Genomic DNA, 19,064 nt, shown 5'->3' with positions numbered 1-19,064 from the left:
AGGGACTTGTCGAAGACTTACATCGACTTGCCGGCCGGGTAGTCGGGCTTCTTGTCGTTGCCTTCGATGTACGGGCTCCACGGCTTGGCCTTCACCGGACCCGGCGTCTTCCACACCACGCTGAACTGGCCGTCGGCCTTGATCTCGCCGATGAACACGCTCTTGTGCAGGTGATGGTTCTTCTCGTCCATCTTCGAGACGATGCCCGAGGGAGCCGTGAAGGTCTGGCCGGCCATCGCCGCGATCACCTTGTCGGTGTCGGTCGACTTGGCCTTCTCGACCGCCTGCTTCCACATGTGGATACCGATCCAGGTGGCTTCCATCGGGTCGTTGGTGAGCGGCTTGTCCTTGTGGCCGGCGATGTTCTTGGCCTTGGCGTAGTCGCTCCACTGCTTGATGAACGCCGTGTTGGTCGGGTTCTTGATCGACATGAAGTAGTTCCATGCCGCGAGGTGGCCCACGAGCGGCTTGGTGTCCACGCCGCGCAGTTCTTCCTCGCCCACCGAGAAGGCGACGACCGGCACGTCCTTGGCCTTCAGGCCCGCGTTGCCCAGCTCCTTGTAGAAGGGCACGTTGGAGTCGCCGTTGATGGTCGACACCACGGCGGTCTTGCCGCCGGCCGAGAACTTCTTGATGTCGGCAACGATGGTCTGGTAGTCGCTGTGGCCGAAGGGGGTGTACTTCTCGTCGATGTCCTTGTCGGCCACGCCCTTGCTCTTGAGGTAGGCGCGCAGGATCTTGTTGGTGGTGCGCGGGTACACGTAGTCGGTGCCCAGCAGCACCCAGCGCTTGGCGCCGCCGCCTTCCTTGCTCATGAGGTAGTCGACGGCCGGAATGGCTTGCTGGTTGGGCGCAGCGCCCGTGTAGAACACGTTCTTCGAGAGCTCTTCGCCTTCGTACTGCACGGGGTAGAACAAGAGGCCGTTCATTTCCTCGACCACCGGCAGCACCGACTTGCGCGACACCGAGGTCCAGCAGCCGAAGATCACCGAGACCTTGTCCTGGCCGAGCAGCTGCTTGGTCTTTTCAGCGAACAGCGGCCAGTTGGAGGCCGGGTCGACCACCACGGGCTCGAGCTGCTTGCCCAGCACGCCGCCCTTCTTGTTGATGTCGTCGATGGCCATCAGCACCGTGTCCTTCAACACGGTTTCCGAGATGGCCATCGTGCCCGACAGCGAGTGCAGCACGCCGACCTTGATGGTGTCGGCTGCCAATGCGGATGTGACGGGCGCAGCAGCGATGCTGGCCAGCGCGACGGCGGCGGTGAGCGCCTTGAGGGTGAAACGACGTTGCATGTGGACTCCTGCTCCGGGTGGGTTGAACCTTGTCGACAGCGCGGGGCTGGCGATGGAGAGGAGTCTGCGGAACGCACCACAAAGGGGAAATACGCCGGGTGGCGTACACGGAGGTACTCAGGCGGGTGGCGAGGCCGGGTACTTCACGGCGTTGGCGAGCATCTTGCGCTTGGCCGCCTCGACCGGATCGATGCCGAGCTTGTCGGCCAGCTGCAGCAGGTAGAGCAGGACGTCCGCGATCTCGGTGCCGATCTCGGCGCGCTGGTCTGCGGGCAGCGCCCGGCTTTGCGCCTCGGTGAGCCACTGGAAATGTTCGAGCAACTCGGCCGCCTCGACCGACAGCGCGGCGGCGAGGTTCTTGGGGGAGTGGAATTGCTCCCAGTCGCGGGCTTGTGCGAAGTCGCGCAAGGCCTGGGTCAGTGCTTGAAGTTCGGTGGCCATGTCAATCCTGCGGGGGTCTGCCGCGAGTTTGGCATGGCCGCCCGGCTACGCCATGCGACTTCCCCGCCCATGCAGCACCGCCACCAGCAGCGCCGACACCATCAGATAGACCAACGCCACACCGAAGGCTGCCGTGTAGTCCCCCTCGCCCCCCAACTGCCCATAGAACAGGATCCCCACCAACGCCACCCCCAGCGCATTGCCCGCCTGCTGCACCATCGACAGCACGCCCGAAGCCACGCCCGCGTGCTGCGGCGGCAGGCCGGCCAGCACGGTGGACACCAGGGGCGCCATCACCATGCCGAGCCCCGCGCCCTGCACGAACAGCAGCGGCACCATCCACGCCACGACATGCGCGTGCCCCGGCCAGCCGGCCACGTTGGCGCACTGCAACGCATGCCCCGCCGCGAGCACGAGGGCGCCGAGCGCGATCGGGGGCGTGCCGCCGAAGCGGCGGGCGATGCGGGCGCCGGCCATCGAGGTCGCGAAGAAGCCGATGGCCAGCGCGGTGAAGACGATGCCCGAGCTGAGCGGCCCCAATGCCAGCCCCTGTTGCAGGTAGAGCGCGAGCACGAAGTAGAACGAGGCGTTGCCCGCGTAAAACGCCAGCGTGGTGAGCAGCCCGGTCACGAAGCGGCGGTTGGCGAGCAGCACCGGCGCCACCAGCGGCGCACCGCCGCGTGCCGCAAGGCGGCGCTGCTGCCCCGCAAAGAGGCCCCACAGCGGCACGGCGGCGGCCAGGCACAGCCAGCTCCACAGCGGCCAGCCCTGCTGGCGCCCTTCGACCAGCGGCAGCACCACGGCCACCGAACCGGCGGCGACCAGCGCCATGCCGGCGAGGTCGAGCCGGCTGTCGCCCCGGCCCTGCGCCAGTGGCGGCACCACGCGCGGCGCGAGCACGAGCGCCAGCAGGCCGATGGGCACGTTGATGAGAAAGCAGCTGCGCCAGCCGAGCCCCGCGAGGTCGGCATGGATCAGCGCGCCGCCCACCAGCTGCCCCAGCGTGGCCGCCAGGCCCAGCGTGAGGCCGTAGGCCGCGAAGGCGCGCGTCCGGTCTTCGCCCGCGTAGGCCAGGCCGATCATCGCGAGCACCTGCGGCTGCAGCAGCGCGCCGGCCAGGCCCTGCAGCAGGCGCGCGGCCACGAGCAGCCCGGCGTTCGGCGCCACGCCGCAGGCGGCCGAGGCGAGCGTGAACAGCAGCAGGCCGAGCATGAACATGCGGCGCCGGCCGAACAGGTCGCCCAGCCGCCCGCCCGTGACCAGGCCCGCGGCAGTGGCCAGGCCGTAGCCCGCCACCACCAGCTGCAGCGTGCCCGCGCTGGCCTGCAGGTCGTGCTGCATCGATGGCAGCGCGACGTTGACGATGAAGAAATCGAGCACCACCAGGAAGGTGCCACTGAGCATGACCCACAGGCCCAGCCGGCCCGGTGTGGCGGACGTGATCGATGGGGCAGAAGAAACGGCAGGGTTCGACGAGATCATGGCCCCCACTGTCGGCACCGGCCGGCATCGCGGCAATGACCTGCGAGGTCATGCGCGCAGGGCGCCGCGCGCTCAGCGCTTGTCGAACTGCGCGGACACAAAGGCCCAGGTCATGCGGGTGGCGTCGGGCCCGAGCGGGTCGCTGAACAGCTGTCCGCGCGACCCGCCGCTCCACGAGTGGCCGAGCCCCGCGATCTCGCACAGCGTGACCAGGGTGCGGCCCTGGCGCTTGAAGTCGGTCACGCGCATGGCGCGGCGCTGGCCGCGTTGCAGGTCACGCGCCATGCCCGCGTGCGCGCCCACGGCGGTGGCCCAGACGGCCGCGCTGCTCATGGCATTGCTGGGCGCCACCACGGCGTCGGCGTCGCCGTGCAGCACCAGCATCGGCGGCAGCGTCGTGAAGACGGCCGCCGCGCCCATGGCCTTGCCGACCGCGGTGACGGGCATCGGCGGCACGTGCTGTCCACGCATGGCGCCGAGCGCGGTGGCCGACGACTTCGCGGCGCCGGGCGCCACGCCCGAGTGCATGACCACCGCGCGAAAACGGTTCGGGTAGCGCGTGGCCAGCAGCGCCGCCATGCTCGCGCCCGCCGACAGGCCGGCCACGGCCACGCGATCGCGGTCGACGGGGTACAGCATGCAGGCCTGGTCGACGGCGGCCATCAGCGTGGCGGCCTCGGCGTCGGCCTTGCCGGAGCGGCGCTCGTACCAGTTCCAGCAGCCCTGCGGATGGGCGATGCGGTCCTGCTCGGGGTAGAGCACGAGAAAGCGCTGGCGCACCGCGAGCGCGTTCATGCGCGTGCTGGCCGCGAAGTCGCGACCGGTCTGGCCGCAGCCGTGCAGCATGACCATGAGCGGGAGCTTCTCGCCGGGCTGCAGCACCAGGTCGGCCGGACGGAACAGGTGATAGCCGCGCGCCCCACCCGCGCCCATCGCCATGCCACTGATCCAATCGCCCTTGCCGGGCGGCGGCTTGAGCCGCTTGGCGGTCGCGCGTTGCACCTGGCCGGCCACGCGCTTGCCGTTGCTCAGCGTGAGCTTGGTGAGCGCCTTCAGGTTGCGCTCATAGGCGCGGGCGAAGAAAGAAGCGGTGGAGCGACGGGCCATGGCGCAGTGTGCAGGCAAAGCGCCGGGCGGCCAAACGGCCGCGAAGCCTTCAGTAGATTTCCGGGACGATCATGCTGGCGGGGACGGGCTGGCGAAGGTAGTCATCATGCCGCTCCCGCGCCGGCAGCTCGACCGGCGCGTGCGCCACTTCCTGGTAGGGCAGCTGGCCCAGCAGGTGGCTGATGCAGTTCAGGCGTGCCTTCTTCTTGTCGACGGCCTGCACCACCCACCACGGCGCCTCGGGGATGTGGGTGCGCTCCAGCATGATCTCCTTGGCCTTGGTGTATTCCTCCCAGCGGCGGCGGCTCTCGAGGTCCATGGGGCTGAGCTTCCACTGCTTGAGCGGGTCGTGGATGCGGCCCAGGAAGCGCATGTGCTGCTCGTCGTCAGTGATGGAGAACCAGTACTTGATGACCTTGATGCCCGAGCGCACGAGCATCTTCTCGAACTCGGGCACGGTGCGGAAGAACTCCTCGTACTCGTCGTCGCTGCAAAAGCCCATCACGCGCTCGACGCCGGCGCGGTTGTACCAGCTGCGGTCGAACAGCACCATCTCGCCGGCCGCCGGCAGGTGCGCCACGTAGCGCTGGAAATACCACTGGGTGCGCTCGCGGTCGTTGGGCGCGGGCAGCGCGGCCACGCGGGCCACACGCGGGTTCAGGCGCTGGGTGATGCGCTTGATGACACCGCCCTTGCCCGCCGCGTCGCGGCCTTCGAAAAGAATGACCACCTTCTGCTTGCTGTGCTGCACCCAGTCCTGCAGCTTGACCAGCTCGCCCTGCAGGCGAAAGAGCTCCTTGAAATAGGCCTGGCGCGCCGCCTTGTCGGACACGGAAGACGCGGCCGAGCCGGGGTCGAGCCCGTCGAGGTTGCGGTCTTCGATCTCCAGTTCGAGCTCTTCGTCGTAGCTGTCGATCAGGTCGCGGGCGATGCGTTGCATCAGGTCTTCGTGGTCGGGAAGTGCGCTCGTCAGCATGATGAAAAGGGGCAAGAGTGGCGGGTAGACAAAAAGCATGCTGCACCCGCCGCATGACGGCGGCGTGACGGTTTTGCGGCTGTTTTCTGTAAGCCGACACGCCGTTGTCACATGGCACGAACACCATCCGGGGCACGCTGGCAGCCCGCCAAACGGGCGTCTGCCTGTTCACACGTCTTTTCTGACCACGCACCTTGTCGGTATTTCATGACCTCGCCGCGCAGTCCTATGGCGGCGACGAAGCCGGGCTGATCTGCGGCTATCTGTTCGACGCCGCGGCGCCGGAACCCGCGCGGGCGATCGATTCGGCGCAGGCCGCCGCGTGGCTGGCGGATGCCGGCCAGCTCGGCGACAGCAACGCCTACGTGTGGCTGCACTTCAACCTGAGCCATGCGCACGCCGAACGCTGGCTGGTGCGGCACGCCGCCCTGTCGGACACCTTCTACGAGACGCTGCACGAAGGCCTGCCCTCCACGCGCATCGAGCGCGCCGACGACTCGCTGATCGCGGTCATCAACGACGTGCACTTCGAGTTCAGCTTCGAGCCCTCGGACATTTCGACGCTGTGGATCAGTGTCGGCCCGCGCCTGGTGGTCACGGCGCGCACCAAGCCGCTGCGCTCGGTCGACGCGTTGCGCACGGCCGTGAAGGCGGGCGAGGCGCCGCGCTCGAGCACCGAGCTGCTCGAGCACCTGCTGCGCGCGCAGGCCGACGTGCTGGTGAAGATCGTGCGCGGCGTCACCTCGCGCATCGACCGCATCGAAGACGAGCTGCTGGCCGGGCGCCTGGACCACAAGCGCGCGCGGCTGGGCGTGCTGCGCCGGCTGCTGGTGCGGCTGCAGCGGCTGCTGGCGCCCGAGCCGGCCGCGCTGTTCCGCCTGCTGCAGGGCCCGCCGGCCTGGATGGCCGAGCCCGACGTGCAGGAGCTGCGCGGCTCGACCGAGGAGTTCTCGGTGGTGCTGCGCGACATGCAGGCGCTGCAGGAGCGCATCAAGCTGCTGCAGGAAGAAATCGCCGCCAACGTCAACGAGGACAACAACCGCAGCCTGTTCGTGCTGACGGTGGTCACGGTGCTGGCGCTGCCGATCAACATCCTGGCCGGCCTGTTCGGCATGAACGTGGGCGGCATTCCGCTGGCGGAGCACAAGCACGGGTTCTGGATCGTGGTGGCGATCGTCGCCAGCTTCACCGCCGTGGCCGCCTGGACGGCCTTTCGCAAGAAGCGCTGAGGCGCCACAGCACCCGCCCGCCCGCCCGGTCAGTCCGACGGCGGCAGCGGCGCGGCGGCCGCGTCCTGCATGCATTGCAGGAAGACGCGCGTGGGCGTGTTCATCGCCTCGCTGCGCAGGCGGAAGGCGCACATGGGGCCGCGCAGCAGTTCGCCCGGCATGGCGATGCGGCGCACGAGCCCGCGCCGCTCGAAGTCTTCGGCGTAATGGTTGGCAGTGGCCCACAGCAGGCCCGAGCTGCGCACGAGGTGCAGCGCGAGCGGGGCCGAGTCGGCCTGGATGTCGGCCGGATGCGGGCCGCCCGGGCGGCGGTGCACCGACAGCATGCGGTCCAGCTTGGGCCGCAGCGGCGTGCGGTGCGGCGGCAGCACCCAGCGCTCGTTGGCGGCCTCGGCCCAGGTCGGCGCGCGCTTGAGCGCCAGCCGGTGCCGCGGCGCCGCCACGATGCTGCTGAACTCCTCGTACAACGGCGTGACCTCGACGCGGTTGAGGTCGACCGTCCACTCCGCGTGCGCGAGCATGAGGTCGATGCGCCCGTCCTGCAGCGCGCCGTGCAGGTCCTCGATCTCCAGCGTCTGCACCATCGGGCGCACGTGGGGCAGCATCTGCGAGGCCTGCAGCAGCGCAGCCGCGAGCCGCTGCGCTGAGAACACGGGCAGCACGCCCAGGCGCAACTCGCCGCTCACGCCCACGCGCAGGTCGCGCAGCGACTCCTCGGCCAGCATCAGCTCGCCCAGCACGCGGTCGGCGTGCCGGACCATGCTCAGCCCCGCCGCCGTGGGCGCGATGCGCTTGGTGGTGCGCTCGAACAGGCGCACCTGCAGCGTGGCCTCGAGCTGGGCCAGCGTGCGCGACAGCGCGGGCTGGGTGGTGTTGAGCAGCTCGGCCGACTTGCTCAGGCTGAGCGTGCGGCCCAGCTGGCTGAGCAGCCGCAGCTGGCGCAGCGTGAGGTTTCGTTCCAGGAAGGAGGCCATGGCCATTTATATCGGCAACGGTATGAGTACGCTCGGATTTCTCATTTGTCGCCCTCCCCCGGCCTGCCCAGAATCCGCCCACCGCCCTGGCACCCCGGAGACCCGCGATGACCGAACCGACGAAGCGATCCCTTTGCGCCGCCCTCATGGCCGCCGCCCTGCTGGCCGGCCTGCTGCCCGCCGGCGCCGCGGCCCAGGCGTACCCGTCCCGGCCCGTGCGCCTGATCGTGCCGTGGGCGCCCGGCACGCCGGCGGACGTGGCGGGCCGCGTGGTGGCCGAGCGCATGGCCGGCGGACTGGGCCAGACCGTGTTCGTCGAGAACCGGCCGGGCGCGGCCGGCACCGTGGGCCTGGGCGAGGTGCTGCGCCAGCCGGCCGACGGCTACACGGTCTACATGCTGTCGTCGGCCTCGCTGGTGGCGCCGCTGCTGTTCCCGGGCCAGTCGCTGGACCTTCTCAAGAGCCTGGAGCCGGTCGGCATGACGGCCTGGAGCTACAACGTGCTGGTGGCGCCCGCCGCCTCGGCGCTGGGCTCGCCGCGCGAACTGGAGGCCGCGGCCAAGGCCCGGCCGGGCACGCTGAGCTTCGGCTCCGGCGGCAACGGCACGCCGGCGCACCTGGCCGGCGCGCTGTTCGCCCAGCAGACCGGCAGCCAGCTCACGCACGTGCCGTACAACCAGTTCCCGATGGCGGTGGGCGACCTGCTGGCCGGGCGCCTGGACACCATGTTCCTGACCGCGTCGGCGGCGCTGCCCCACATCCAGGCCGGCAAGCTGCGCGCGCTCGCGGTGACCGGCGCGCACCGCCTGCCCGCCCTGCCGGCCGTGCCCACGATGATCGAGCAGGGCTACGCGGGCTTCGAGCTGCGCTCCTTCGACGGCATGACGGTGCGCAGCGGCACGCCGCGCGAAATCGTCGAGCGGCTCAGTGATGCGCTCGCCAAGGCGCTGGCCGCGCCCGAGGTGCGCGATCGCCTGGCCACGCTGGCGCTCGAGCCGGAGCCGATGACGCCGGCGCGCTTTCGCACCGTGCTGGCGGCCGAGTCGGACAAGTGGCTGCGCCTGGGCCGCAACGCCGGCATCAAGGCCGACTGAGCACGCACGATGCAGGCGGACATCGTGATCGTCGGGGGCGGCTCGGCGGGCTGCGTGCTGGCCGCCCGCCTGAGCGAAGACCCCGCGCTGCAGGTGGTGCTGGTCGAGGCGGGGCGCCCCTCGCGCAACCCGTGGCTGCGCATTCCCATCGGCTACTTCAAGACGGTGGGCCACCCCCGGCACGACTGGCGCTTCGAGACCGACCCCGAGCCCGACATGGCGCAGCGCCGCCTGCCCTGGCCGCGCGGGCGGGGGCCGGGCGGCTCCAGCCTCATCAACGGCATGCTGTACCTGCGCGGCCACCGCGCCGACTACGACCAGTGGGCCGCCCTGGGCAACCCGGGCTGGGACTGGGACAGCGTGCGCCCCTACTTCGACCGGTCGCAGCCCGCGGCCGATGGGCCGCTGTGGGTGTCCGCGCTGCCGCGCGATGCGCTGTCCGATGCCTTCATCGCCGCGGCGGCGCACGCCGGCATCGCGCCCACGGCCGACTTCAACGGCGGCGACAACAGCGGCGCCGGCTACTTCCGGATGACGACGCGCCACGGCCGGCGCATGGACACCGGGCGGGCCTTCCTGGCGCCGGCGCGGGGCCGGCCCAACCTGCGCGTGCTGTCGGGCGCGCAGGCGACCCGCGTGTGCTTCGAGGGGCGGCGTGCCGTCGGCGTCGAGTGCGTGCGCGACGGCAAGGCCGAACGCGTCTCGGCGCGGCACGAGGTGATCCTGAGCGCCGGCGCCATCCAGTCGCCGCAGCTGCTGCAGCTCTCGGGCGTGGGGCCGGCCGGGCTGCTGGGCCGCCTGGGCCTGCCGGTGGTGGCGCCGCTCGAGGGCGTGGGCCGCAACCTGCAGGACCACCTGCAGGTGCGGCCCAGCTACCGCTGCCAGGGCATCGAGACGCTCAACGACATCGCCCACAGCCGCTGGCGCAGCGCGCGCGAGTTCATGCGCTACCTGCTGACGCGCGGCGGCGCGCTGAACGGCGGCGTCTACCGCGCCGGCGCCTTCTTTGCGGCGGGCGACGACGCCGCGGGGTGGCCCGATGCGCAGATCCACTTCGGGCTGGTGAGCTTCGAGCGGCCGCACCAGCCGCCGCATCCGTTCCCGGGCGTGACGCTGTCGGCCTGCCTGCTGCGCCCGCACAGCCGCGGCGAGATCATGCTGCGCTCGGCCGATCCGCTGGCGGCGCCGTCGATCCAGCCGCGCTACCTGTCGCACGAAGCCGACCGCGCGCTGGCCGTGCGGCTGGTGCGCAAGATGCGCGAGATCGCCGCCGCGCCGCCGCTGGCGCGCTACCTGGCGCAGGAGCACGAGCCCGGGCCCGCGTTGGCCAGCGACGCGCAGCTGCTGGACTGGGTGCGCCGCCGCGGCGGCAGCATCTTCCATCCGGTGGGCACCTGCGCCATGGGCCCCGCCGATGACGGCGCCGCGGTGGTGGATGCCCGCCTGCGGGTCCATGGCCTGCAAGGGCTGCGCGTGGTGGACGGCTCGGTGATGCCGCGGCTGGTGTCGGGCAACACGAACGCGCCGATCATCATGATCGCCGAGCGCGCCGCCGACCTCGTCAGGCACGACCTGCGCGCCTGAGCGGCCACAGGACGGCACGCGCCAAGCCGCTTGGGCGATGAGGTTAATGCTATTTATCTAGTAGCACAGCGAAGCATCCACACGCCGGTGTCGGCGGGCGAGAGCGCCTAGAATCGGCCGGTGTCTTCTACTCTCAATGCCGATCTTCACTGCCACTCCGTGGTCTCCGACGGCACATTGACGCCCGAAGAGCTGGCCGCCCGCGCGGCGGCCAACGGGGTGGAACTCTGGGCCCTGACCGATCACGACGAGGTCGGCGGCCAGCACCGCGCCGCCGCGGCTGCGCGCGAAAACGGCATGCGCTACCTCACGGGCACCGAGATCTCGGTGACCTTCGCGAACGAAACCGTGCACATCGTCGGCCTGGGCTTCGACCCCGACGACGCCGCCATGTCGCAGGGCCTGTACGACACGCGCGGTGGTCGCGGCAAGCGCGCGCAGGAAATGTCCGAGGGGCTGGCCAAGGTCGGCATCCACGGCGCCTACGAAGGCGCGCTCAAGTTCGTCGGCAACCCCGAACTCATTTCGCGCACGCACTTCGCGCGCTTCCTGGTCGAGCAGGGCCACTGCCGCGACACCCCCGAGGTGTTCCGCAAGTTCCTCACCGAAGGCAAGCCGGGCTACGTGCCGCACCGCTGGGCTTCGCTGAAGGACGCCGTGCACTGGATCACCGCCGCCAAGGGCATGGCCGTGATCGCGCACCCGGGCCGCTACAAGTTCACGGCCAACGAGGAGTACGCGCTGTTCCTCGAATTCAAGGCGCACGGCGGCCAGGCGATCGAGGTCGTCACGGGCAGCCACACGCCGGCCGAGTTCGTCGAGTACGCCGACAAGGCGCTCGAGTTCGATTTCGCCGCCTCGCGCGGCAGCGATTTCCACAGCCCCGACGAGAGCCACTGCGATCTCGGCAAGCTGCCACCGTTGCCCGGCAGCCTCACGCCGGTGTGGGAACTGCTCGGCCACCGCATCCAGCAGTGAGCCAGAGCCCCGGGCCCGGCATCGACAGCGCGGCCACCGCCGCGCTGGCCCAGGCACGCGCCGCAGCGCAAACCCGCCGCCGCACCGAATCCGAACGCATCCTCGCGGGCATCGGGCTGGTCATCCTGGCGGTGGCCTGCTTCGCCACGCTCGACACCGCCACCAAGTACTCGACCCTGGCCGTGCCGATCCTCATGGGCGTGTGGTTCCGCTATGCCTTCCAGGCCGTGGCCACCACGCTGGTGCTGCTGCCGCTGCGCGGCACGGCCCTGCTGCGCACGCAGCACCCGCGCTACCAGGCGCTGCGCGGGGCGCTGCTGCTGGGCTCGAGCCTCTTTGCCTTCCTGAGCCTGCGCTACATGCCGCTGGCCGAGTTCACGTCGATCGTGCTGATCGCGCCGCTGGTGATCACGCTGCTGGCGGCCACCACGCTCAAGGAGCAGGTGTCGCCGCTGCGCTGGACGCTGGTGGCCGGCGGCTTCATCGGCACGCTGGTCATCCTGCGACCGGGCGGCGGCAGCTTCAGCTGGGCCGTGCTGCTGCCGCTGGGACTGGTGCTGACCAACGCCTGGTTCCAGGTGCTCACGAGCAAGCTCGCGCAGACCGAGAACCCGCTGACCATGCACTTCTACACAGGCTGGGTCGGCACGCTGCTGGCCTCGGTGGCCGTGCCCTTCGCCTGGACCGCCCTGCCCTCGTGGGAATGGTGGGCGCTGCTGTGCCTCATGGGTTTCATGGGCACGGTGGGACACTTCATGCTGATCCTGGCCTACCAGCGCGCGCCGGCGTCCACCCTCACCCCGTACCTGTACGCGCAGATCGCCTTCGCGATGCTGGGCGGCTGGCTCATCTTTTCTCACGTGCCCGACCGCTTCTCGCTGATCGGCATGGCGATGATCGCCGTGTGCGGCGCCGCCGGCGCGTGGCTCACCGTGCGCGAGCGGCGCGTGCCGATCGAACCGGCGGAATCCTGATCAGGAGCAATTCACCATGGCCCAGTACTTCGAAGTCCACCCCGAAAACCCCCAGCAGCGCCTGCTGAAGCAGGCCGTGGCGCTGCTCGCGCGCGGCGAGGTCGTGGCGGTGCCCACCGACTCCAGCTACGCGCTGGCCTGCCACCTGGACGACAAGGACGCGGTCGACCAGCTGCGCCGCATCCGCCAGGTCGACGACAAGCACCACCTCACGCTGCTGTGCCGCGACCTGAGCGAGCTGGCCAACTACGCGCGCGTCGACAACAAGCAGTACCGCCTGCTCAAGGCCGCCACGCCCGGGCCCTACACCTTCCTGCTCGAAGCCACCAAGGAAGTGCCGCGCCGCGTGAGCCATCCGCAGCGCAAGACCATCGGCCTGCGCGTGCCCGACCACAAGGTGCTGCTGGAGCTGCTGGAGCTGCACGGCGCGCCGCTCCTGGCCACCACCCTCATCGCCCCCGGCGAAACCGAGGCGCTGAACGACGCGCAGGAAATCCGCGAGCGCTTCGAGAAGCAGATCGGCGCCGTCATCGACGCCGGCGCCTGCCCGTCGCAGCCGACCACCGTGGTCGACCTCACGCCCATGGGCACGGGCGACGACCCGGTCGTGGTGCGCCAGGGCCGGGGTGCGCTCGCGGTGCTTGGCCTCTGACGAACGGCTCGGCCGCCCCATTCCTCTCTGACACAATCGCGCAGTGGATATTTCCAATCTGATACAGACGGTCCTGATTTACGCACTGCCGGTGATCTTCGCGATCACCGTGCACGAAGCGGCGCATGGCTACGTGGCGCGCCACTTCGGGGACAACACTGCCGCCATGATGGGCCGCGTGACGCTCAACCCCATGAAGCACATCGACCCCATCGGGACCATCCTGATGCCGCTGATGCTGTACTTCGCGACCTCGGGCGCCTTCCTGTTCGGCTATGCCAAGCCGGTGCCGGTCAACTTCAACCGCCTGCGCCATCCCAAGCGCGACATGGTGTGGGTCGCGCTCGCGGGCCCAGCCTCCAACTTCATCCAGGCCATCCTGTGGGCCGTGCTGCTCATCGTGATCGTCGCGGCCGGCGTCAGTGAAACCTTTTTCATCAAGATGTGCCAGGGCGGCGTGCTGGTCAACCTCGTGATGTGGGCCTTCAACCTGTTCCCGCTGCCCCCGCTCGACGGCGGCCGCGTGCTGGCCGGCCTGCTGCCCAGCGGCCCGGCGCAGAATTTCCTGGCGCGCATCGAGCCCTACGGTTTCTTCATCGTGATGGCGCTGGTGCTCGCCGGCATCGTCAGCAACTACTGGCTGCGCCCGCTGATGGATGCCGGCTACTTCGTGGTCAACCTGCTCATCACGCCGCTCAAGGCAATGCTGCTCTAAGTTTCTCCTTCCGTCACATGGCTTCGTCTTCTCCAGCTCCCCTGCGCGTCCTGACCGGCATCACGCCGTCGGGCACGCCCCACCTCGGCAACTACGTCGGCTCCATCCGCCACTCGGTGCGCCAGAGCGTCGCGGCCGGCGTCGAGAGCTACTTCTTCCTGGCCGACTACCACGCACTCATCAAGGTGCAGGAGCCCGCGCTCATCCAGCGCTCCACGCTCGAAATTGCGGCCAGCTGGCTGGCCTGCGGCCTCGACCCCGAACGCGTCACTTTCTATCGCCAGTCGGACATCGCCGAGATCACCGAGCTCACCTGGTTCCTGACCTGCGTCACCGGCAAGGGCGTGCTCAACCGCGCGCATGCCTACAAGGCCCAGCTCGACAAGAACGTCGCCAAGGGCGAAGAGCCCGACGCCGACGTGACGGCGGGCCTGTTCATGTACCCCGTGCTGATGGGCGCCGACATCCTGATGTTCAACGCCCACAAGGTGCCCGTGGGACGCGACCAGGTGCAGCACATCGAGATGGCGCGCGACATGGCGCAGCGCTTCAACCACCAGTACGGCGAGCACTTCACGCTGCCCGACGCCGAGATCGACGATGCGGTCGCCACCTTGCCCGGCCTCGACGGCCGCAAGATGAGCAAGAGCTACAACAACACGATCCCGCTGTTCGCGCCGCGCGCGCAGCTGCAAAAGCAGATCGCCAGCATCGTCACCGACTCGCGCGCGCCCGGCGAGCCCAAGGACACCGAGGGCTCGGCCCTGTTCCAGATCTACCAGGCCTTCGCCAGCGCCGAGGAAACCGAAGCGCTGCGCAAGGCGTATGCCGACGGCATCGCCTGGGGCGACGCCAAGCAGGTGCTGTTCGAGCGCATCGACCGCGAAGTGGCGCCGCTGCGCGCGCGCTACGAGGCGCTCATGAACGACCCGGCCGAGATCGAGCGCATCCTGCTGCTGGGCGCCGAGAAGGCGCGCAAGCTGTCGCGCCCCCTCATGACCTCGCTGCGCCATGCGGTCGGCCTGCGCAACCTCGCGGCGGGCCGCGACGGCGCCGGTACCAAGGCCGCCAAGGTGGCAAAGCCCAGCTTCAAGCAATACCGCGAGAAGGCCGACGGCCTGTTCTATTTCAAGCTGCTCGATGCGCGCGGCGAAACCCTTTTGCAAAGCCGTGGATTCGCGTCACCGCAGGAAGCCGGCCGTACCATCGCCGACTTGCAGGCGCAACGCGGCGCGGCGCTCACGGCATTGGCCGCGCAGCTCGAACCGGTCGACGCGCAACAGGCTCGCGCCGCCACCGAGGCGCTGGAGGCACTGGCGGAGGCAACGTCCACCACCCAGGGACATTGATCCGGCAACAACCCGCGGGCCATCCGCCGGCGGGTGTGACAAGAGAGAAGACGGTGCGATCACAAAGGAAGAAAACATGAGCATTTATGTCATCGACGACCACCCCCTGATGCGCGACGCGATCGTGATGGTCCTGCGTCGCCTGCGCCCCGCCGAGAACATCGTCGAGCTCGAGCGGCTCGACAAGCTCGCCAGTTCGGTCCAGCAGCGTGGCGCGCCCACTCTTTTCTGCCTGGACCTGAAGCTGCCGGACACCAATGGCGTCTCGGGCGTGATCGCGGTCAAGCAGGTCTACCCGAACGTGCCGATCGCCGTGTACTCGGCAGCCCCGGCCGCCGACATGGAAGACGCCTGCATCGAGGCTGGCGCTGATACCTACATCGAGAAGTCGGCCAGCTCCAACGAGCTGGCAGCCGCCCTGCGCGGCCTGCTGATGGCCGGATCGGAAGACGACACCGAGGAGATGCCGGCCGCCAACAGCGGCAAGCTCTCCAAGCGCCAGACCCAGCTGATCGCCATGCTCGACAAGGGCATGAGCAACCGCGACATCGCGACCGACCTGGAGATCAGCGAACACACGGTGAAGGTGCATCTGTGGCGCCTGTTCCGCCGTCTGGGCGTGAAGAGCCGTACGCAGGCCTTGCACTATGCACGGACGAATGGATTGCTCTCTGGCTAACCCCCAGGCTTCGCGCACTTCGTGTCGCTTCTCCCTCCCCCTTGCAGGGGGCAACACCTGAGGCCCGGCAGAGCCGGTTCCTCGGTGTTACTGGAAGGAAAAAACCGCGCAACAGCGCGGTTTTTTTTATGGGCGCGTCGCTCTCGTGCTCAGCCGCCCGACGCACTCACCCGCGCCTGCGCCACCGCCTCGTCGGCGTCGTGCAGCGCCACGCGGAACACGCTGCCGCTGCCCAGGCGCGAGCGCACGCTGACCGGGTGGCCCAGCACGTGCGACAGCCGCGCCACGATGGCCAGGCCGAGGCCGAAGCCGTCGGAGGTGCCGGCATGGTCGGCGACCTTGTAGAACTCCAGGAACACGTCGCGCAGGTGCTCGGGCGCGATGCCGATGCCGGTGTCCCACACCTCCACGCGCATGCCCTCGCGGGTCTGGCGCGCAGCCAGCAGCACGCCGCCTTCGGTCGTGTACTTGATGGCGTTGGCGAGCAGGTTGCCGATCATGCGGCGCACGCGGATCGGGTCGGTGAGGAACGAGCCCTCGGTCACGTGCACCCGGAAGTCCAGCCCCCGGCTCTCAGCCACGGGGCGGTACTGCAGCTCCAGGTCGTGCAGCAGCTCGGCCACGTCGACGCGCTCGATGTGCAGGCGCACCTGGCCCGCGTCGATGCGCGCCAGGTCGAACATGGAGTCGAACAGCGCGTTCACCGCATGGGTGGCGCGCACGATCTTCGGGGCCAGTTCGAGCACCAGCTCGGGCTCGTTGCGCAGCCAGTCGGCGTACAGCGACAGCGCCAGCACGGGCTGGCGCATGTCGTGCGCGGCGCTGGCCAGGAAGCGGTTCTTCATGGCCACGGCCGACACCGCCGCCTGCCGCTGCTGCGTGAGCGACTTGATCAGGATGTGGTTGTGGAACAGCAGCTCCAGGCTGTTGCGCGCGGTCTCATGGATGTTGCGGCCGGCGCGCAGCAGCAGGAACCAGTGCAGCGCCGGCAGCAGCGGCATGAGGTAGCCGTACTGGAAATGCGGGTGCTGCATGGTGACGGCCACGAGGCGCACCAGCACCGCGCCCAGCATGGTGATGAACAGCGTGTTGACGTAGCGCTTGAGCAGCGGCGGGTGCAGCGCCAGCCCGTTGAGCGGGAAGGTGCCCACGCCGGCCACGATGAGCCAGCTCATGAACTGGTTGACCTGCGGCGTGCGCTCGAAGAACAGCAGCACCGAGCAGCCCCAGACCACCGCGCTGGTGCTCCACACGAAGCCGTAGCGGTCGGTGAACTGCTGCTGCGCGACCGCGCTACGCCCGGCATAGCGCACGGCGTACACGCGCGCGCCCCAGGCCCGGCAGGCGGTGGCGATGATGCCGGCGGCCAGCCAGGTCAGCAGCTCCCAGCGGGGCACGTGGCCCCAGCTCAGGCCGACCATGGCGGGCATGAGCGCCGCCGAGACGAGGTAGGAGCCGCGCGCCGAGCGCATCAGGCTGCGGATGAGTTCTCCGCGCACCCACGACTCGGCCTCGTCGGCCGACGCCGGAGCGGGTGTCACGCTTGCGATCGACGCATTCGCCATGGATGCATGACCGTGGTGGATTCGGCCAAACCAGAGAAAGATGGAGACAGGCGCCTGCGCAGACGCCGGAAGTTCGCGATCTTAACGGCCTGTCGGCCATGGTTTCGGGAAGTAACCGCAGAAAATCCGCCCGCCCCGCGCAGCGGTCCGCCGCGACGCCCCGTTTACCATGCGGGCTGCCGACACACACCGCACGCCATGCTGAACAACATCACCCCTTTCCTCGTCCACTGGGCCATCACCGGCATCTCGCTGTGGGTCGCCAGCCATCTCTTCAAGGGACTCAAGTTCGACAGCACCTCGGCGCTGATCGTGTCGGCGCTGCTGCTCGGGCTGGCCAACGCCATCGTCAAGCCGCTGCTGATCTTCCTGACCCTGCCGCTGACGCTGCTGACCTTCGGCCTGTTCCTGCTGGTCATCAACGCGCTGATGATCCTGCTGGTGGCGGCGCTGGTGAAGGGCTTCAAGGTGTCGGGCTTCTGGACCGCGCTGTTCGCGAGCATCTTCGTCTCGCTGCTGAGCATCGTCATCGGCTCGTTCGTGACGGGTGGCGACCCGGCCGAGCAGATCCAGATGCCGCAGGGCGGCAACTGGCTCTGAGCGAGCCCCCCGCTTTTCTCGCGGGCCCCACCCGTGCGCGCGAAATGCTCCGCGCCCTTCGGAATCAGTTGGACGACCGGTGCGGCTTCGTGGGAAACCCGTGCGCACGCGATGCCCAGGCAATCAGAAGGCCGGGAAGCAGCAGCACCAGCAGTGCCCATGGAAAAGCGCCGACGCCCGATGTCTCCAGCAGCACGCCACCGACGATGCCGCCGCCCGCGATGGCGATGTTCCACACCGTGACGAGGATGGATTGCGCCACGTCCGCGCCGGGGCCGGCTGCTTCGGCCGACGCGGTCTGCAGCAAGGCCCCGGAGCCGCCGAAGGTCAGCCCCCACGCGGCCACCGCGACATAGACCACCACCGGCTGCGTGCCGGCGACGCCCAGGGCCAGCGACGCCAGCGCAAAGCCCGCGAGGGCGAGCAGCACCAGCGAGCGCAGCATGCGGTCGATGAGCAGCCCGCTGATCCAGATGCCGGCCAGCGATGCCACGCCGAAGACCAGCAGCACCGCATCGACCCGATCGGACAGGCCGGCCGGCGCCAGGAACGGCATCACGTAGGTGTAGAGAATGCTGTGCGCCAGCACCCACAGCGCAAGCACGGCCAGCACCGGTCGCACGCCGGGCGTGACGAAGATCCGGCGCACCGGCGCGCGCTTTTCGGCCGTCTGCCCCGGATAGTCGGGCACCTGCAGGAAGACCCAGGCCATCACCACCAGCGTGAGCAGCGACATGCCGCCGAACGCGGTGCGCCAGCCCAGCGTGGCGCCCATCAACGTCCCCAGCGGCACGCCCAGCGACAACGCCAGCGGTGCCCCCAGCCCGGCCACTGCCAGCGCGCGCCCCTTGAGGTGCTCGGGCACCATGCGCCGCGCATAGCCCGCCAGCATCCCCCAGATCAAGCCGCCCGCCATGCCGGCCATGAAACGCGCAACCAGCGCGACTGCATAGCTCGACGTCAGCGCCGTGAGCGTGTTGAAGGCCAGCACGGCGACCAGCGCCGCGATCAGCAACGGTCGGCGCCGCCAGCCCAGCGTCGCCGCCGTCAGCGGAATGGCCGCAACCAGCGAGCCGATGGCATAGAGGGTCACGAACTGGCCCGCGAGCGCTTCCGACACGCCCAGGTCCTGGCTGATGCGCAAGAGCATGCCGGCCGGCATCGTTTCCGTCAGCAGTGCCAGGAAGCCGGTCATCGACAGGGCCAGCAAGGCGGCCACGGGCAGTCGTTCAGTGCGCTCGCCCCCGGTGGCGGTTGTGGTGGTCATTCAGTTGTTTTCCATCGTCTGTGCCCGCGTTGGCCGGGTGGCCCGCGCTGGCGTTCACCGCAGTGTGGGCGGGAATGCATCAATGAAAAATGGGCTAAAGTTT

General features: G+C 69.4%; 18 protein-coding genes. 10 read left to right on the top strand and 8 right to left on the bottom strand.

Annotation, left to right across the window (positions count from 1 at the left end):
- Window positions 1–17: 17 nt before the first annotated feature.
- The 5 genes from urtA to ppk2 form a co-directional block, all read right to left on the bottom strand.
- Window positions 18–1,295, bottom strand: coding sequence for an urea ABC transporter substrate-binding protein (gene urtA, locus AC07SQ_RS12265; protein ID WP_095946661.1), 1,278 nt, complete (start codon window positions 1,293–1,295; stop codon window positions 18–20).
- Window positions 1,296–1,412: 117 nt separating this feature from the next.
- The gene (locus AC07SQ_RS12260; RefSeq protein WP_495271066.1) at window positions 1,413–1,736 is read right to left on the bottom strand and encodes a nucleotide pyrophosphohydrolase; all 324 of its coding nucleotides are present in this window, start codon (window positions 1,734–1,736) and stop codon (window positions 1,413–1,415) included.
- Between the two features lie 45 nt (window positions 1,737–1,781).
- Entirely contained in the window at window positions 1,782–3,218 is a 1,437-nt protein-coding gene (locus AC07SQ_RS12255) for an MFS transporter (protein ID WP_495271067.1), read from the bottom strand.
- 72 nt (window positions 3,219–3,290) lie between these two features.
- Window positions 3,291–4,325, bottom strand: a complete 1,035-nt coding sequence (locus tag AC07SQ_RS12250) for an extracellular catalytic domain type 1 short-chain-length polyhydroxyalkanoate depolymerase (RefSeq protein ID WP_495271068.1) — start codon at window positions 4,323–4,325, stop codon at window positions 3,291–3,293.
- Window positions 4,326–4,374: 49 nt separating this feature from the next.
- Complete coding sequence (gene ppk2, locus AC07SQ_RS12245; RefSeq protein ID WP_172438226.1) at window positions 4,375–5,301, bottom strand: polyphosphate kinase 2; 927 nt, start codon at window positions 5,299–5,301, stop codon at window positions 4,375–4,377.
- 194 nt (window positions 5,302–5,495) lie between these two features.
- Here ppk2 and AC07SQ_RS12240 point away from each other — a divergent pair, with 194 nt between their 5' ends.
- Window positions 5,496–6,530 (top strand): transporter, encoded by a 1,035-nt coding sequence (locus AC07SQ_RS12240; protein WP_307694625.1) that lies wholly within the window; start codon window positions 5,496–5,498, stop codon window positions 6,528–6,530.
- A gap of 29 nt (window positions 6,531–6,559) precedes the next feature.
- Here AC07SQ_RS12240 and AC07SQ_RS12235 read toward each other — a convergent pair whose 3' ends face one another.
- Complete coding sequence (locus tag AC07SQ_RS12235) at window positions 6,560–7,504, bottom strand: LysR family transcriptional regulator (protein ID WP_159274417.1); 945 nt, start codon at window positions 7,502–7,504, stop codon at window positions 6,560–6,562.
- Window positions 7,505–7,611: 107 nt separating this feature from the next.
- On the opposite strand from AC07SQ_RS12235, the gene AC07SQ_RS12230 reads away from it, so the two are divergent.
- From AC07SQ_RS12230 to AC07SQ_RS12195, 8 genes are all read left to right on the top strand, one after another.
- Complete coding sequence (locus tag AC07SQ_RS12230) at window positions 7,612–8,598, top strand: Bug family tripartite tricarboxylate transporter substrate binding protein (protein ID WP_495271069.1); 987 nt, start codon at window positions 7,612–7,614, stop codon at window positions 8,596–8,598.
- 9 nt (window positions 8,599–8,607) lie between these two features.
- Window positions 8,608–10,182: a GMC family oxidoreductase gene (locus AC07SQ_RS12225; protein ID WP_495271070.1), complete on the top strand. Its 1,575-nt coding sequence runs from the start codon at window positions 8,608–8,610 to the stop codon at window positions 10,180–10,182.
- A 120-nt stretch (window positions 10,183–10,302) separates the two neighbouring features.
- Window positions 10,303–11,160 (top strand): 3',5'-nucleoside bisphosphate phosphatase, encoded by an 858-nt coding sequence (locus tag AC07SQ_RS12220; protein WP_495271071.1) that lies wholly within the window; start codon window positions 10,303–10,305, stop codon window positions 11,158–11,160.
- On the top strand, window positions 11,157–12,134 hold the full coding sequence (locus AC07SQ_RS12215; RefSeq protein ID WP_307694629.1) for a DMT family transporter: 978 nt from the start codon (window positions 11,157–11,159) through the stop codon (window positions 12,132–12,134). Before AC07SQ_RS12220 ends, AC07SQ_RS12215 begins: the two co-directional genes overlap by 4 nt.
- 16 nt (window positions 12,135–12,150) lie before the next feature.
- Complete coding sequence (locus AC07SQ_RS12210) at window positions 12,151–12,786, top strand: L-threonylcarbamoyladenylate synthase (protein ID WP_095744107.1); 636 nt, start codon at window positions 12,151–12,153, stop codon at window positions 12,784–12,786.
- 43 nt (window positions 12,787–12,829) lie between these two features.
- Window positions 12,830–13,501 (top strand): site-2 protease family protein, encoded by a 672-nt coding sequence (locus tag AC07SQ_RS12205; RefSeq protein ID WP_062482125.1) that lies wholly within the window; start codon window positions 12,830–12,832, stop codon window positions 13,499–13,501.
- Between the two features lie 17 nt (window positions 13,502–13,518).
- Window positions 13,519–14,850 (top strand): tryptophan--tRNA ligase, encoded by a 1,332-nt coding sequence (locus tag AC07SQ_RS12200; RefSeq protein ID WP_495271072.1) that lies wholly within the window; start codon window positions 13,519–13,521, stop codon window positions 14,848–14,850.
- A gap of 76 nt (window positions 14,851–14,926) precedes the next feature.
- Window positions 14,927–15,529: a LuxR C-terminal-related transcriptional regulator gene (locus AC07SQ_RS12195; protein WP_056578680.1), complete on the top strand. Its 603-nt coding sequence runs from the start codon at window positions 14,927–14,929 to the stop codon at window positions 15,527–15,529.
- 149 nt (window positions 15,530–15,678) lie between these two features.
- Here the strand turns inward: AC07SQ_RS12195 and shkS are convergent, their stop codons facing one another.
- Window positions 15,679–17,094 (bottom strand): surface-behavior sensor histidine kinase ShkS, encoded by a 1,416-nt coding sequence (gene shkS / locus AC07SQ_RS12190; protein ID WP_070061585.1) that lies wholly within the window; start codon window positions 17,092–17,094, stop codon window positions 15,679–15,681.
- Window positions 17,095–17,292: 198 nt separating this feature from the next.
- Between shkS and AC07SQ_RS12185 the strand changes: the two genes are divergently transcribed.
- Complete coding sequence (locus AC07SQ_RS12185; protein WP_062482043.1) at window positions 17,293–17,694, top strand: phage holin family protein; 402 nt, start codon at window positions 17,293–17,295, stop codon at window positions 17,692–17,694.
- Window positions 17,695–17,758: 64 nt separating this feature from the next.
- Here the strand turns inward: AC07SQ_RS12185 and AC07SQ_RS12180 are convergent, their stop codons facing one another.
- Complete coding sequence (locus AC07SQ_RS12180) at window positions 17,759–18,961, bottom strand: MFS transporter (protein ID WP_495271073.1); 1,203 nt, start codon at window positions 18,959–18,961, stop codon at window positions 17,759–17,761.
- Window positions 18,962–19,064 lie beyond the last annotated feature (103 nt).

The organism is Variovorax sp. GW821-FHT06D12 (assembly GCF_059419205.1).
This window is presented reverse-complemented; position numbering and strand designations above follow the sequence as displayed.

What these genes read in the sequence shown, in the direction of transcription:
- AC07SQ_RS12230 (WP_495271069.1), top strand. Translation starts at nt 7,612, where the DNA reads ATGACCGAACCGACGAAGCGATCCCTTTGCGCCGCCCTCATGGCCGCC.
- urtA (WP_095946661.1), bottom strand. Translation starts at nt 1,295, where the DNA reads ATGCAACGTCGTTTCACCCTCAAGGCGCTCACCGCCGCCGTCGCGCTG.
- AC07SQ_RS12180 (WP_495271073.1), bottom strand. Translation starts at nt 18,961, where the DNA reads ATGACCACCACAACCGCCACCGGGGGCGAGCGCACTGAACGACTGCCC.
- AC07SQ_RS12255 (WP_495271067.1), bottom strand. Translation starts at nt 3,218, where the DNA reads ATGATCTCGTCGAACCCTGCCGTTTCTTCTGCCCCATCGATCACGTCC.
- shkS (WP_070061585.1), bottom strand. Translation starts at nt 17,094, where the DNA reads ATGGCGAATGCGTCGATCGCAAGCGTGACACCCGCTCCGGCGTCGGCC.
- AC07SQ_RS12200 (WP_495271072.1), top strand. Translation starts at nt 13,519, where the DNA reads ATGGCTTCGTCTTCTCCAGCTCCCCTGCGCGTCCTGACCGGCATCACG.
- AC07SQ_RS12250 (WP_495271068.1), bottom strand. Translation starts at nt 4,325, where the DNA reads ATGGCCCGTCGCTCCACCGCTTCTTTCTTCGCCCGCGCCTATGAGCGC.
- AC07SQ_RS12210 (WP_095744107.1), top strand. Translation starts at nt 12,151, where the DNA reads ATGGCCCAGTACTTCGAAGTCCACCCCGAAAACCCCCAGCAGCGCCTG.
- AC07SQ_RS12195 (WP_056578680.1), top strand. Translation starts at nt 14,927, where the DNA reads ATGAGCATTTATGTCATCGACGACCACCCCCTGATGCGCGACGCGATC.
- AC07SQ_RS12225 (WP_495271070.1), top strand. Translation starts at nt 8,608, where the DNA reads ATGCAGGCGGACATCGTGATCGTCGGGGGCGGCTCGGCGGGCTGCGTG.
- AC07SQ_RS12260 (WP_495271066.1), bottom strand. Translation starts at nt 1,736, where the DNA reads ATGGCCACCGAACTTCAAGCACTGACCCAGGCCTTGCGCGACTTCGCA.
- AC07SQ_RS12235 (WP_159274417.1), bottom strand. Translation starts at nt 7,504, where the DNA reads ATGGCCTCCTTCCTGGAACGAAACCTCACGCTGCGCCAGCTGCGGCTG.
- AC07SQ_RS12185 (WP_062482043.1), top strand. Translation starts at nt 17,293, where the DNA reads ATGCTGAACAACATCACCCCTTTCCTCGTCCACTGGGCCATCACCGGC.
- ppk2 (WP_172438226.1), bottom strand. Translation starts at nt 5,301, where the DNA reads ATGCTGACGAGCGCACTTCCCGACCACGAAGACCTGATGCAACGCATC.